Here is a 14,636-nt window from a genome sequence, read left to right on the forward strand (position 1 = left end):
ATGTTCGAGCAGCTGAGCGAGGAGTACGAGGCCCTCCGCAAGACGGTCGCCGAGTTCGCCAGGGACGAGGTCGCCCCGGTCATCGGGGAGTTCTACGAGAACTGCGAGTTCCCGTACGAGATCGTGCGCAAGATGGGTCAGATGGGCCTGTTCGGCCTGCCCTTCCCAGAGGCCGACGGCGGCATGGGCGGCGACTACTTCGCGCTCTGCCTGGCCCTGGAGGAGCTGGCCAGGGTGGACTCCTCGGTGGCGATCACCCTGGAGGCCGGGGTCTCCCTGGGCGCCATGCCGATCCACCGCTTCGGCACCCCGGAGCAGAAGGCGGAGTGGCTGCCCAGGCTGTGCACCGCGGAGAAGCTGGGCGCCTTCGGTCTCACCGAGCCCGGCAGCGGCTCGGACGCCTCCGGCATGCGCACCACCGCCAAGCTGGACGGCGACGAGTGGGTGATCAACGGCAGCAAGGCCTTCATCACCAACTCCGGCACCGACCTCACCGGCTTCGTCACCGTCGCCGCGGTCACCGGCAAGAAACCCGATGGCCGCAAGGAGATCTCCACCATCATCGTGCCCTCCGGCACCCCCGGCTTCACCGTGGCCAAGAAGTACTCCAAGGTCGGCTGGAACGCCAGTGACACTCACGAACTGTCCTTTGAGGACGTTCGAGTGCCTGCCAAGAACCTGCTCGGCGAACGCGGCCGCGGCTACGCCCAGTTCCTGCAGACCCTGGACGAGGGCCGGATCGCCATCGCCGCGCTGTCGGTGGGCCTGGCCCAGGGCTGCGTGGACGAGTCGGTGCGCTACGCCGGCGAGCGCGAGGCCTTCGGCCAGAAGATCGGCGAGTACCAGGCCATCCAGTTCAAGATCGCCGACATGGAGGCCCGCGCGCACACCTCGCGACTGGCCTACCACCACGCCGCGGCCAAGATGTTGCGCGGCGAGCCCTTCAAGAAGGAAGCCGCCATCGCCAAGCTGGTGGCCAGCAACGCGGCCATGGACAACGCCCGCGACGCCACCCAGGTCTTCGGCGGCTACGGGTTCATGAACGAGTACCCGGTGGGCCGGTTCTACCGGGACGCGAAGATCCTGGAGATCGGCGAGGGCACCAGCGAGGTCCAGCGGATGCTGATCGCCCGGCAGCTCGGGTTGTAGGTCAGACAGCGCGGCACCCGCCGGGTCCAGTACCGTGATCGTCACGCTACGTGAGGCGACTGACGGGGGTGGACCGTGCGCGGGGACGGGGTGCGGAACGAGCTGAGCGGCTCGGCGGGCAACGTCGTGCAGGCGAGGGACATCGGCCAGGTCATCCTCGCCGCGCGGGAACGCCCGCAGGCCGTGCCCGCGCTCGCGCCGTCGCCACCGGAGGCGTTCACCAACCGCGAGGCGGAGCTGGCGCGGTTGCACGCGCTGGCCGACACGCCGGTCGGCGACCGGACCCGGCCGCCGGTGGCGGCGCTGCGCGGCATGCCCGGGGTGGGCAAGTCCGCGTTGCTGCGCCAGGCCGCCTGGCAGTTGCGTGAGCGGTTCCCGGATGGCGTGCTGCACGTCCAGTACGGCCAGGAGGGCAACTCGCCCGCCGAGGCGGCGGCCCGCTTCCTGGCCGCGTTGAGCGTGCCCGAGGCCCTGATCCCCTCGGGGTTCCAGGCCAGGGTGGACCTGTACCGCTCGCTGACCGCCGGGTCGCGCATGATCGTGGTGTTCGACGAGGTGCGGGAGGCGGCGCAGGTCAGCGCGCTGCTGCCGCTCTCGCCCGCCAGTCTGGTGCTGGTGGCGGCCGGGCGGCAGGAGCCGCTGGAGGAGCTGCACCTGGACGGCGCGGTGGACCTGCCGGTGCACCCGCTGAGCACCGACCACGGCGTCAGCCTGGTCGCCAACGTGTGCGGGGCCGAGCGGGTGGCCGCCCAACGGGCCGATGTGGTCAAGCTGGTCGAGGTCTGCGGCGGGCTGCCGCTGGCACTGGGCGTGGCCGCGGCCTGGTTGAAGACGCGGCCACACCTGGATGTCCGGCAACTGGTCGACGACCTGCGCGAGACCGACCGCGACCCCGGCGATGCCTCGGCCGAGCGGTCCGCCCGCGCGAAGGTCTTCGCCATGTTCGACCTGGCCTACGCGGACCTGCCCGCCCGGGTGCGCGGGCTCTACCGGCTGCTGGGTGTGCTGGTGGGCGCGCACTTCGGGGCCGACGTGCTGGCCGCGATGGCGGAGCTGCCGGTGCGGGAGGTGCGGCGCGAGCTGGACACGTTGTGCCAGACCGGAATGGTGCAGCAGGAGTCCGCCGGGGTCTACCGGCTGCACCGCCTGGTGCGTGTGCACGCCCTGCGCAAGGCCGCCGCCGGAACTGACAAAGACGAACGCGTCGCCGCGCTGCGCCGCGCGGTCGGCTGCTGGCTGCGCACCGCCGTGGCCGCGGACGTGGCCATCAAGGGCGTGCAGTCGCTGCGGGTCACCGACCCCGCCACGATTCTCGGTGCGGAGCCAGTGGAGGTCCCGGCGCAAGCCGCCATGGCCTGGTCGCGGCGCGAACAGCCCAACCTGCTGGAAGTGATGGACGCCGCCGCTGAGCAGGGCTGGCATCTTGAGGTGTGCCAACTGTTCGAGGCGCTGTTCGCGCTCTTCGACGCCACCAAACCGTTGGCGGCCTGGGTGCGCGCGGGTAAGCGGGCCGTCGAGTCAGCCTTGGCGGGCAAGCACACCGCACACGAGGTGCGTTGCCGCTGCCTGCTGGCCAAGGCGTACCAGGAGCTCGGCCGCTTCGCCGAGGCCCATGAACAGCTCGGTCGGGCACGCGAGCTGGCGGAGGGCTGCGGGGAGCGGTTGCTGGCCTCCACTGAGGACTTCACCGGCAACGTGTTGCTGCGTCAGGGAAAACCCGCCGAGGCGCTGGTGCGGTTCCGGATCGCGCTGGAGATCAACGAGCGGTTGGGCCGGGTCCGCGGCACCGCGATGCTGAGCATGATGGTCGGCCGCGCGCTGGGTGCCCTCGGCGAGCACGAGGAAGCGCTGGCCGCGTTCGCCCGCGCCCGGTCGCTGGTGGCAGGCACCGACGCCGAGTCGATCCTGCCGAAGATCCTGCTCAGCACCGCGGGCGTGCTCGCCGCTGCCGGTGCGGACCAGGACGCCGAACGCGCCTTCGCGGAAGCACTGGAGATCGCCGAGCAGCGCGAGGCCACCGCCCCCGCGGCGGACGCGCTCCTCGGACTTGCCGAACTTGCCGAACGGCGCGGCGAGCGCGAGTCCGGCCTCGGCTTCCGGCGGCGGGCCGCCGCGCTGTTCCAGCGGATGGGCGTGCCGGACTCGGTGCACGCCACCCGCACCGCCTGGCTGCTCGCCGGACTGCCGCCGACGGGATGATCAGCGCAGCACGCCGGAGCTCGCCCCGGCCTGGATGGTCAGCTCCCCGGCCGGTTCACCGCTCAGCAGCCACCGGTACAGCGCCGAGCCCGCCACCGAACGCGGCACGGTGGCGTGCCGGGTCAGGACCCGGCCGTCCCGCAGGCAGGCCACGATCGCACCGGGTTCGACCTCGGTGACCGCGATCCGGGCACCGGGCCAGCGCCGCAGCGTGTCCTGACCCCAGCTGGTGGCCTCCGCCGTGCCGCGGTGCCGGTCCGCGCTCCAGATGACCGGGGCCCGTTCGAGGAGTTCCGGGTCGGCCGCGTGCTCGCTGACCGCGAGGTGCCCCGGGGCATCCGGCATGCCGGGCACCACCGGGTAGCGGCACAGGCGGGTCCCGTTGACCTGGACCCGGAGCGCGTCGGGCTCGGTCACCGTCACCACCGGGGCCGGTAAGGGCTGGGCAAGCGCCTGCCACGGCGGTTCCGGGAGTTCCAGCACCGCGTACATCCGGGTGCGCAACAGCGCCGCCGCCTGGCCGGGTGCGCCGAAGATCGAGGAGGCGGTGTCGGGCTCGGCGCCGCGGGCGAGCGCCAGTTCCACCTGCTCTGCCAGCGGCTGGTCGAGGTGCAGCCGGGGCGTGCGCTGCCGGAGGTCGTCCATCGGTGAACCGGCGATGACCTCCGGACCGCCGTCAGCCGCCAGTAGCAACGGCTTGTTCGCCCCCGCGGCGTAGCTGGTGAGCGAGCCGTGGTCGGAGATCACCAGGCTGGCGGCCACGATCGCGGCCTGCCAGCCCTGCTCGGGCGGGACCACCGCGAGTCCGGCGTCCGTGGCGCGGCGTAGCCAGGAGTTCACCGGCAACGCGCCGTGGCGGGCCCAGACGTTGGGGTGCAACACCAGCGCGCACCGGTAGCGGTCCGCGCACAACGCGGCGGTGAGCTGTGCGGGCAGGTCGCGGTGGCGGCCGAACAGCGAGTGCTCGCCCCAGGTGGAACAGAGCAGGACGAGCTCGCGGCCTTCGGCGGCGAGGGCGGCTCGGTATTGGCGCTGCCGGGGTGCGCTGACGCGGATGCGGTCCAGGCACGGGTCGCCGGCGACCAGCGTGCGGGGCAGCAGGCGGGGTTCGACCGAGGCGATCACCGCGAGCTGGTCCTGGTGTGCGACCACCAGGGTGTCGGGGATGATCCGGTCGCGGTGCACCAGGGCCGAGCGCCGCAGTCCGGAGATGGCGGTGGGTTCGCTGGGGGAGCGGCGGTGGTAGCCGACGCCGTGCGGGAGCAGCACAAGCGGCGCGCGGACGCGGTGCAGCTCGCCGTTGTCGCTGGCGGCCAGGGCGAGGTCGAACCGGCGGCTGAGGGCGGTGTCCCAGTCCAGGAGCCGGGCGTCCCGTTCGGTGAGGTGTGCGCGGATGCGGTGGGAGAAGGCGGAACCGTGGTCGACGGCGAAGGTCACCGCGACGCGCGGGTCGGCGAGCAGGAGGGGGAGGACGTCCCACATGCGGTTCAGGACGGCGGGATTGCGGGCCGCGACGAGGACCTCACGCTCGGGACGGACGGTGTCCCAACGGCTTCCGGCTTCCGGCTTCCGGCTTCCGGCTTCCGGCTCCCGGCTCCCGGCTCCCGGCTCCCGGCTCCCGGCTCGTTGATCTTACCGCCATACCGGTGGACGTTCCGCGCCGCGGTGGTCACTTCACCGCTTCGTGTCCGCCCGCCGTCCGTCACCGCGCCAGTTTACGAACCCGCTCCCGGCCACCGCTCCGGCAGCCCAAAAACCCCGAGCGCGGCACCATCCAGGAACGCGCTGATCGCCGCGATCCGCCCGTCCCGCACGGTCAGCACGTCCACCGCCACCAGCCGGTGCCCCTCGCCCCTGTCCATGTACGCGCCGAAGGCCAGCTGTCCGTTGGCCCGCACCGGCATCCGCCGCCAGGACTCCTTGAGCACCACCCCGGTCAGGAACGCGATCACGTCATCCCGCCCGTGGAACCAGAACGGCATCGGCGGCATGGTGAACCGGACGTCCTCGGCCAGCAGCGACACCATGGCGTCCACATCGGAGCGTTGCAGCGCCTCGATGAAGGCCGCCAGCAGTTCCCGCTGCCCGACATCGCCCAGCTCGGCCAGCTCCGCGCGCTGTGCGCGGGGCTGGGTGCGGATGGTGGCGCGGGCGCGTTGCAGGGCGCTGTTCACCGAGGGCACCGAGGTGTCCAGGGTGGCGGCCACCTCGGCGGCGCTGAAGCCCAGCACCTCGCGCAGCACGAGCACCGCGCGCTGGGTGGCCGGAAGGTGTTGCAGGGCAACCAGGAACGCCAGCTCGACGCTCTCCCGGAGCTCGTAGCCGGCGGCCGGGTCCAGTGCCAGACGGTCGTCGGGGCAGGGTTGCAGCCAGATCGGCTCGTCCACCCGGCCGGTGACCTCCACGTCGGGGGAGGACGGTGGCGCGTAGTCGTCGGTGAGGATGCGGCGCGGGCGCCTGCGGATCTCGTCCAGGCACACGTTGGTGGCGATCCGGTACAGCCAGCTCTTCACCGAGGCCCTGCCCTCGAAACCGCCGATGCCCTTCCACGCCTTCACCAGCGCGTCCTGCACCGCGTCCTCGGCGTCGTGGGTGGAGCCGAGCATGCGGTAGCAGTAGGCGAAGAGCTGGTCGCGGTACGGGGTGACCAGCTGTCCGAAAGCAGCCTGGTCGTCCTGTTGCGCCAGGGTCAGCAGCTCGGGTTCGCCAGCCATGTGTTCCGGCATGCGCGTGAAGCTACCGCCTGGCCCGGACAAAGCGGGTTAGGCTGCCCCGCGTGAGTGCTACCGCGCAGGAAACGTTGGCCGGTCTACGCGACGTGCTCGGGCACGCCGAGGGAGAAAACCGCCTGGTGCCGCGGATCGCGGCGGGCGAGGCCCCTCGGTCGGTGCTGGCGGCGCTGGCCGGGGAGCAGTACCGGGTGATCAGCAGTGACTGGCGGAGCCTGCTGCACCTGGCGGCGCGGGCCGAGGCGCCCGCGGCCAAGCAGTACTTCTCCACCCTGGCCGCGGGGGAGGGGATCGCGCTGGAGCGGGTGGTGCGGTTCGCCGCCGCCGCCGGGCTGGATGAGGCGGGGTTGAAGGCGTACCAGCCGTTGCCCGGTTGCCAGGCCTATCCGGCGTACCAGGCCTGGCTGGCGTTGAACGGGGACATCACCGCGGTGATCCTGGCGCTCAACGTCAACTTCGGGGCCTGGGGCGAGTACTGCGGGACGGTGTCCGCGGCGCTGGCCGAGCACTACGGGTTCGACGAGACCGGGCGCGGGTTCTTCGACTTCTTCGCCGCGCCCGCGCCGCAGCTGCTGGAGCTGGCCATGGAAGCGGTGCAGGCGGGGCTGGACGCGGGGGAGTCGACCGCGGCTGCGCACGGGTACGGGCGGCTGTTGCAGGCCTACGAGCTCTCGTTCTGGAACACCCTGGACGATCAGGTCCGGTAGCTGCGGTCCTGGCTCTCCTCGGCGGCGGGGCGGATCGGGCGCAGTGTGCCCACCGCCCCGCGCCGCTGGAGCTTGAGGAACGCGGCCACCACGTCCGGGTCGAACTGGCCGCCGCTGCCCTCCCTCAGCTCGTGCAGCGCCTGCCGTTCGCTGAGCGCCCGCTGGTACGGCCGGTCCGAGCGCATCGCCGCCCACGCGTCGCAGACCGCGATGATCCGCGCCTCGATCCGGATGTCCGTGCCGGCCAGTCCCAGCGGGTAGCCGCTGCCGTCGAAGCGCTCGTGGTGCTGGCGGATGATCTCCGCGATCGCCTCGAAGTCCGGCACCATCGCGGCCAGCCGGTAGCCGTGGTCGGGGTGCTGGCGCATCAGCGCCCACTCCTGCTCGTCCAGCCTGCCCGGCTTGGTCAGCACCTCCGGCGGCACGACGATCTTGCCGATGTCGTGCAGCCGCCCGCCCAGACCGGCCTGGTGCGCGGTCTCCGCGCCCAGCTTCAGCACCTCGGCGACCTCGCGGGCCCACCGGCTGATCGCCCGGCTGTGCTCCTGCCCGGCCAGCTTGCCATCCACCTCGTCGGCGACCTGCCGCAGGTAGTCCACCATGGCCGCGTGGTCGGCGACCTGGCCCGACGGGGACTCCGGCGCGCGGCCCACCACGATCCGGTCCCGGCCCTGGGACTTGGCCGCGTACAGCGCCCGGTCGGCCACCGCGACCAGCTCGCTGGGCTGCTCGCCGTGCAGCGGGTAGCAGGCGGTGCCGACCGAGACGGTGACCGCGATCCAGGTGTCGGCCGAGACCGTGATCGGGCTGCTGGCCACGCAGTGCCGCAGCCGTTCGGCGATGCCGGGCAGCTCGGTCGGGCTGGCGTCCGGGAACAGCAGCGCGAACTCCTCGCCGCCGTAGCGGGCCACCACGTCCCCGGCGCGGGCGCAGGCGCGCAACCGGTTGGCGATCTCCACCAGCACGTGGTCGCCCGCCGGGTGGCCGTACCGGTCGTTGATCGACTTGAAGTGGTCCACGTCCACGATGAACACCGCCAGGTGCCCGTCGGCCCGTTTCGCCCGCGCGATCTCGATCGGCAGGTGCGCCTCGAAGAACCGCCGGGTGTGCAGCCCGGTGAGCACGTCGGTGATGGCCAGCCGCCGCTGCGCCGAGACCAGCCCGGCCAGCCGGGCGATGGTCAGCCCGAACAGCAGCGCGCAGGCCACCGCGATCACCGGCACCCCAGTCATATCCCCGTTGGCGGTCTGGACCAGCAGCAGCACCGGCGCCAGCAGCGCGGCCGCGGACAGCACCGACATCCTGGCCAGGCTCGGCCCGGTGTCGGTGTTCCGCTCCGCGCGCTCGCCGACCTGCCGCATGGTCGGGTGCAGCGCGGCCGCGCCGAGGGCCAGGTTGGAGGTCAGCCAGATCGCGTCCAGGTAGTTGCCCGCGGCGTAGCTGCCGTCGAGCTGTTGCAGCACGTAGAGCGAGTCGGCCGCGAACAGCGCCAGCAGGTTGGTGCTCAGCAGCGTGAACGCCATCGGCCGCCGCCCGCCACCCATGATCAGCCGGATGGCCACCGCCAGCATCGCCAGGTCCATCATCGGATAGGCCAGCGAGGCCGCCTTGACCAGCAGCGGCGAGTCCAGCCGCGCCCGGGGCCCGATCAGGTAGAGCCAGGACATCATGCCCGCGCTCACCGACAGCACCGCGGCGTCCAGCAGCCCCGGCAGGTCGCGGCCGGGGCTGCGCATCCGGATCAGCAGCAGCAGCCCGGCCACGACCAGCGGGTAGTGACCCAGGTAGAAGATGTCGGCCACGTTCGGGTAGGTGGCATCGCGCAGCACGTAGTGCGCCACGTAGAAGCAGATGTCGGCCACCGCGTACACGACCTGCCCGAGCGCGATCAGCAGCCAGGGCCGCAGCGGCCGCGGCCGGTTCCGCCGCACCCCGTACAGCGCGGCCACCGCCGCCGAGGAGGTGATCAGGCAGTACACGACGAACCTGGCGATCCGGCCGCCGTCATCGGTCGGGATCAGGAAGTAGATCCCGACGAAGGCGAGCCCGATGAGCAGGTAGGCCAGCCACCGGCGATCACCGGCCGGACGGCTGCTTACGTCCATGCACGACCCCTTGCTCGAAACACACCCGCGGCCGCATCATGCCGCACCCACGGGGTATGCAAAACCATTGAACCCCGGCGCTGAGTCATTCGCACTCGGTCGAAGGTGCGGTTGCGCGGGTCATTGGTGTGGAAAGTCCCAGCGGGTCGCCCCGTGCGGTTCCGCGGTGGCCACGCCGATCGCGGTGTGCAGCGTGAGCCGGTACACATACCAGGGCGGCGGGCCCGCGCTCGGCGCGGTGAACGGGGCGGTGAAGCCCTCATCGGTCACCGTCGCCGGCCATCCGCCGCTCCGGTAGACCTCAGCCAGCTTCTCCAGGCTGGCGGCCTCGGTGACCCGGTGGGCCGAGCCCTCCAGCACCAGGTCAACGCCGCGCAGGCGGACCGAGACGGTGCAGGCCGGGTTCGCCGCCAGGTTGCGGGACTTGCGGGTGCCGGGGCCGCTGACGAAATACAGCGCGTCGGCTACCCAGACGGCTCCGACGCCTGCTGAATGCGGTCGTCCGTCGGGGCGCACGGTGGCCACGAAGAAGGTGAGGTCGGCTTTGGGGGTGTCCGCGGCGAGAATGTCGCGGGCCCGGCTCCACGGCAGTTCCGCGGCGCCGTACTGGTCGAGGTTGCGGGTCGCGATGGGCTGGTGCGCTGAGTCGGTCATACCCGTGCGTCGAACGGGGCCGGTCGTTTTCGACATTCAGGCCAGACCTTCTTCTTTTATCGCCGTCCACGGGTCTCCGCCGTCGGTGGCCAGCACCACCACGATGCGCCCGGACACCGACACGGCGGGCGAGGAGTCCAGTGCGGCGCGCTCGTCCTCGTCCAGGTCCTCGCCGAGCACGGCCAGCGCGTACCGCCTGCTGTCCAGGCCGAACAGGTCAAGGGGCGCCTGCGCGCCGCGCAGCCGGTGGCCGAGCAGGGTGTGCTCGGTGGGTGGCGCGGTCTCGTGCAGGTAGCGCTCGACCTCGACGACCCTGGTCGCGGCCTCCTCGGCGAGCGGGCCGACGGCGGAGTCGTCCACCGCGGGGCCCTGGTAGAGCTCGGTGCGGACCTTGCCGGAGTTGCCGTCGAACCAGGCGGAGCCGTCGGCCGGCCGGTACAGGTCCACGGTGATGCCCAGGTCGCCGGCGTAGGCCCAGGTCATGACGAACGGGTGGTCGTCGTGCCTGGCCGACCACTCCAGCATGGTCTCCAGCCGCAGCCTGGGCTCGGCCAGCACGCGGGAAGGCGCGCCGCGGGCCCGGCCCTTGGCCTCCCCGGCGAGCCTGCGGCCCGGCCAGCCGAACAGCAGGTCAGGGCGCACGCCCCGGTTGCGGTAGGCCCGGTCCGGCCCGATCGGCAGCACGCGCGGCTCGCCGACGGCGGTGGCGTGCAGGCCAAGGCCGAGGCACTCCACCACGAACTGCCGGATGTGGTGCGAGCTGCCGCGCACCGACTCCTCGCGCAGGCTCAGCTGCCCGGAGGCCGGGGTGCGCAGGAAGGACAGCATGATCCGGGTCTCGGCGAACTGGTTGTCGAACCGGGTCGGGCTCAGCGTGGCCAGCGCGTTGACCCGCACCAGGTGCGCCAGCGAGACCTCCAGGCGGGAGCGGCCGGAACCCCGGGAGAAGGCCAGTTGGTGGTCGCCGAGCAGGTCCGGCGCCAGGGACCAGGTGATGTGGCGGAGGCTTGCCCAGGTCATGATCACACGCTATCCCCGGCGGGCCTCGCGGTCGCGGTGGCTGGCCGGTGGACCGGGTGGAAAACAGCGATGGCGCCGTCCAGGAGGACGACGCCATCAGCTGCTCAGCCGGAACTCAGTCCCAGTCCAGCGCGCCACCGCTCTGGTACTCGATGACCCTGGTCTCGAAGAAGTTCTTCTCCTTCTTCAGGTCCATCATCTCCGACATCCACGGGAACGGGTTCTCCGCCTCCGCGAACACCGGCGTCAGGCCGATCTGGGCGCAGCGGCGGTTGGTGATGAAGTGCATGTACTGCTCGCACAGCTCCGCGTTGAGCCCGAGCAGGCCGTTGGGCATGGTGTCGCGGCCGTAGGCCACCTCCAGCTCGCAGGCCTCGCGGAGCATGGTGCGGATCTCCTCCTGGAACTCCGCGGTCCACAGGTGCGGGTTCTCGATCTTGATCTGGTTGATCGCGTCGATGCCGAAGTTCAGGTGGATGGACTCATCGCGCAGGATGTACTGGTACTGCTCGGCGATGCCGACCATCTTGTTCCGGCGGCCCAGGGAGAGGATCTGGGCGAAGCCGGTGTAGAACCACATGCCCTCGAACACCACGTAGAAGGCGACCAGGTCGCGCAGGAACGCCTGGTCCTTCTCCGGGGTGCCGGTGCTGAAGTCCGGGTCCTCCAGGTTCTGCGTGTACCGCAGCGCCCAGGCCGCCTTGTCCGTGATGGACGGCACCTCGCGGTACATGTTGAACAGCTCGCCCTCGTCCAGGCCGAGCGACTCGCAGATGTACTGGAAGGTGTGCGTGTGCACGGCCTCCTCGAAGGCCTGGCGCAGCAGGTACTGGCGGCACTCCGGGTTGGTCAGGTGCCGGTACACCGCGAGCACGATGTTGTTGGCCACCAACGACTCCGAGGTGGCGAAGAAGCCCAGGTTGCGCTTGATCGCCCGGCGCTCGTCCTCGGTCAGCCCGTTCGGGGACTTCCACAGCGCGATGTCGGCCTGCATGGACACCTCGGTGGGCATCCAGTGGTTGTTGCAGCCGGCCAGGTACTTGTCCCAGGCCCAGTGGTACTTCAGCGGCAGCAGCTGGTTGACGTCGGCCCGGCAGTTGATCATCGCCTTGTCGTCCACGCTGACCCGGCCGCCGGAGCGGTCGATCTCGCCGAGACCGGTGGCGTCGACGTTGGGCTCAAGGGCGGTCACTGGCAGGCCTCGCAGTCGGGGTCGGTGATGGAGCAGGCCAGCGCCTCGGCGGCCTGGGCGGCGGCCGGGGAGGGCGCGGGCGCGGGGGTGGTGAGCACGGGGGAGACCGCGTTGAGCTTGCCGTCGGTGCCGCGCAGCGTGGACTTCTCCACGTGCGTGGCGCTCTGGGCGCGCAGGTAGTACGTGGTCTTCAGGCCGCGCAGCCAGGCCAGCTGGTACAGCGAGTCCAGCTTCTTGCCGCTGGGCTTGGCCATGTACAGGTTGAGCGACTGGGCCTGGTCGATCCACTTCTGCCGCCGGGCCGCCGCCTCGATCAGCCACTCGCTGTCCAGCTCGAAGGCGGTGGCGTACAGGGACTTCAGCTCAGCCGGGATGCGCTCGATGGCGCCAAGGCTGCCGTCGAAGTACTTCAGGTCGCCGATCATCACCTCGTCCCACAGCCCGCGCTCCTTCAGCTCGCGCACCAGCTGCGGGTTGACCACGGTGAAGTCGCCGGACATGTTCGACTTCACGTACAGGTTGCGGTACAGCGGCTCGATCGACTGGTTGACCCCGGTGATGTTGGCGATCGTCGCGGTCGGCGCGATGGCCATCACGTTGGAGTTGCGCATGCCGACCTCGACCACGCGCGCCCGCAGCGTGTCCCAGTCCAAAGTGGACGAACGGTCCACCGCGAGGTCGCCCTCGCGGTTGTCGGCCAGGATCTGCACCGAGTCGATCGGCAGGATCCCCTTGCTCCACAACGAACCCGGGAAGGACTCGTAGGCGCCGCGCTCGGCGGCCAGCTCAGCGGAGGCGGAGATGGCGTAGTAGGAGATCTCCTCCATGCTGCGGTCGGCGAACTCCACCGCGCCGGGGGAGGCCATCGGCAGCCGCAGCGCGTACAGCGCGTCCTGGTAGCCCATCAGGCCAAGGCCCACCGGACGGTGCCGCAGGTTCGACCGGCGCGCTTCCGGGATGGTGTAGAAGTTCACGTCGATCACGTTGTCCAGCATGCGGACCGCGGTGCGCACGGTCTTCTCCAGCCGGGCGTGGTCGATGCCCTCGGCGGTCACGTGCTGGGCCAGGTTGACCGAACCGAGGTTGCACACCGCGACCTCGTCGATCGTGGTGTTCAGGGTGATCTCGGTGCACAGGTTCGAGGAGTGCACCACGCCGGAGTGCTGCTGCGGGGAGCGCAGGTTGCACGGGTCCTTGAAGGTGATCCACGGGTGCCCGGTCTCGAACAGCATGGTCAGCATGCGCCGCCACAGGTCCTTGGCCTGCACCCGGCGGAACACCCTGATCTCGCCGCGGTCGGCGGCCGCCTCGTACTCGGCGTACTTGCGGGAGAACTCCAGGCCGTAGGAGTCGTGCAGGTCCGGCACCTCGTCCGGGGAGAACAGCGTCCACTGCCCGTCCGCGCGGACCCGGCGCAGGAACTCATCCGGCACCCAGTTCGCGGTGTTCATGTCGTGCGTGCGCCGCCGGTCGTCGCCGGTGTTCTTGCGCAGGTCGAGGAACTCCTCGACGTCGATGTGCCAGGTTTCCAGGTACGCGCAGACCGCGCCCTTGCGCTTGCCGCCCTGGTTCACCGCGACCGCGGTGTCGTTGGCGATCTTCAGGAACGGCACCACGCCCTGGGACTTGCCGTTGGTGCCCTTGATGTGCGCGCCGATGCCGCGCACCGGCGTCCAGTCGTTGCCCAGCCCACCGGCGTACTTCGACAGCAGCGCGTTGTTGCTGATGCCGTGGAAGATGCCCTCCAGGTCATCGCCCACCGTGGTGAGGAAGCAGGAGGACAGCTGCGAGCGGGTGGTGCCCGCGTTGAACAGCGTGGGCGTGGAGCACATGAAGTCGAAGCTGGAGATCAGGTCGTAGAACTCGATCGCCCGCGCCTCGCGGTCGTCCTCGCGCAGCGCCAGGCCCATCGCGACCCGCATGAAGAAGGCCTGCGGCAGCTCGTAGCGGTGCTCGTCGCTGTGCAGCAGGTAGCGGTCGTAGAGGGTCTGCATGCCCAGGAACTGGAACTTCAGGTCCCGGTCGGCCACCAGGGCGGCGCCGAGGCGCTCCAGGTCGAACTTGGCCAGCTCGGTGTCCAGCTGGTCCAGCTCCACCCCGCGCCGGATGAACTCGGCGAAGTAGGTGGGGTACTCCCCGGCCATCTGCGCGTGGCTGGCCACCCGCTGCTCGCCGGCCAGAAAGGTCAGCGCCTCGCCGCGCAGCTTGTCCAGCAGCAGCCGGGCGCTGACGTAGGAGTAGTTCGGGTCGGTCTCGACCATGGTGCGCGCGGCCATCACCGGCGCGATGCTCAGCTCGGCCGGGCTGATGCCGTGGTAGAGGTTGCGCAGCGTCTCGGCCAGCACCGCCTCGCTGTCCACCGCCGCCAGGTCCGCGCAGGACTCGGAGATGACCAGCGCCAGCCGGTCGGTGTCCAGCGGGACCAGCGTGCCGTCGGCCTGGCGCACGGAGAACCGCGGCGCGGGCTTGGGCGCGGCCTGCGCGCGGGCCTTGTTGTGCTCCTCGCGGTAGAGCACGTAGGCGCGGGCGACCTTCTGGTGCCCGGCCCGCATCAGGGTCAGCTCGACCTGGTCCTGGATCTGCTCGATGTGCAGCGGCCGGTCCGGGCCGGCGTGCCGCAGCAGGCCCTGCGTCACCGAGGCGGTCAGCTCGGTGATCTGTTCGCGCACGCGGGGCGAGGAACCCGCGTCGGTGCCTTCCACGGCGAGGAAGGCCTTGGTCATCGCGGCTGTGATCTTGGCCGCCTCGAACGGGGACACCGCGCCGTTGCGGCGGATCACCGTGACCGCGCCGGCTGCGATCTCTGGCGAATGCACTGACACGAAAGCTGCTCCAAAAGGTGTGCTGGACGGATGAGGGCAGCGCCGGGCGGCCGAGGACC

General features: G+C 71.1%; 10 protein-coding genes. 3 read left to right on the forward strand and 7 right to left on the reverse strand.

The genetic code is table 11. The features are described from left to right. Both ACWDY5_RS28305 and ACWDY5_RS28310 read left to right on the forward strand, forming a co-directional pair. Window positions 1-1,149: an acyl-CoA dehydrogenase family protein gene (locus tag ACWDY5_RS28305; RefSeq protein WP_449725198.1), complete on the forward strand. Its 1,149-nt coding sequence runs from the start codon at window positions 1-3 to the stop codon at window positions 1,147-1,149. A 75-nt stretch (window positions 1,150-1,224) separates the two neighbouring features. Continuing rightward, window positions 1,225-3,348, forward strand: coding sequence for a tetratricopeptide repeat protein (locus ACWDY5_RS28310; protein ID WP_449725199.1), 2,124 nt, complete (start codon window positions 1,225-1,227; stop codon window positions 3,346-3,348). On the opposite strand, the gene ACWDY5_RS28315 is transcribed toward ACWDY5_RS28310, so the two are convergent. Both ACWDY5_RS28315 and ACWDY5_RS28320 read right to left on the reverse strand, forming a co-directional pair. Further along, window positions 3,349-4,830, reverse strand: a complete 1,482-nt coding sequence (locus tag ACWDY5_RS28315; RefSeq protein WP_449725200.1) for a hypothetical protein — start codon at window positions 4,828-4,830, stop codon at window positions 3,349-3,351. A gap of 233 nt (window positions 4,831-5,063) precedes the next feature. Continuing rightward, window positions 5,064-6,074: a sigma-70 family RNA polymerase sigma factor gene (locus ACWDY5_RS28320; protein ID WP_449725201.1), complete on the reverse strand. Its 1,011-nt coding sequence runs from the start codon at window positions 6,072-6,074 to the stop codon at window positions 5,064-5,066. Window positions 6,075-6,124: 50 nt separating this feature from the next. Here ACWDY5_RS28320 and ACWDY5_RS28325 point away from each other — a divergent pair, with 50 nt between their 5' ends. Next, complete coding sequence (locus ACWDY5_RS28325) at window positions 6,125-6,784, forward strand: thiaminase II/PqqC family protein (RefSeq protein WP_449725202.1); 660 nt, start codon at window positions 6,125-6,127, stop codon at window positions 6,782-6,784. On the opposite strand, the gene ACWDY5_RS28330 is transcribed toward ACWDY5_RS28325, so the two are convergent. The 5 genes from ACWDY5_RS28330 to ACWDY5_RS28350 form a co-directional block, all read right to left on the reverse strand. After that, window positions 6,772-8,889: a diguanylate cyclase gene (locus ACWDY5_RS28330; RefSeq protein WP_449725203.1), complete on the reverse strand. Its 2,118-nt coding sequence runs from the start codon at window positions 8,887-8,889 to the stop codon at window positions 6,772-6,774. The two genes, ACWDY5_RS28325 and ACWDY5_RS28330, sit on opposite strands and share 13 nt — an antisense overlap. 120 nt (window positions 8,890-9,009) lie before the next feature. Beyond that, the gene (locus ACWDY5_RS28335; RefSeq protein WP_449725204.1) at window positions 9,010-9,543 is read right to left on the reverse strand and encodes a pyridoxamine 5'-phosphate oxidase family protein; all 534 of its coding nucleotides are present in this window, start codon (window positions 9,541-9,543) and stop codon (window positions 9,010-9,012) included. A 36-nt stretch (window positions 9,544-9,579) separates the two neighbouring features. After that, entirely contained in the window at window positions 9,580-10,563 is a 984-nt protein-coding gene (locus ACWDY5_RS28340; RefSeq protein ID WP_449725205.1) for a hypothetical protein, read from the reverse strand. Between the two features lie 115 nt (window positions 10,564-10,678). Continuing rightward, the gene (locus ACWDY5_RS28345) at window positions 10,679-11,755 is read right to left on the reverse strand and encodes a ribonucleotide-diphosphate reductase subunit beta (protein WP_449725206.1); all 1,077 of its coding nucleotides are present in this window, start codon (window positions 11,753-11,755) and stop codon (window positions 10,679-10,681) included. Further along, on the reverse strand, window positions 11,752-14,571 hold the full coding sequence (locus ACWDY5_RS28350) for a ribonucleoside-diphosphate reductase subunit alpha (RefSeq protein ID WP_449725275.1): 2,820 nt from the start codon (window positions 14,569-14,571) through the stop codon (window positions 11,752-11,754). The genes ACWDY5_RS28345 and ACWDY5_RS28350 overlap by 4 nt, the downstream gene beginning before the upstream one ends. Between the last annotated feature and the right edge of the window lie 65 nt (window positions 14,572-14,636).

The organism is Crossiella sp. NPDC003009 (genome assembly GCF_053591555.1).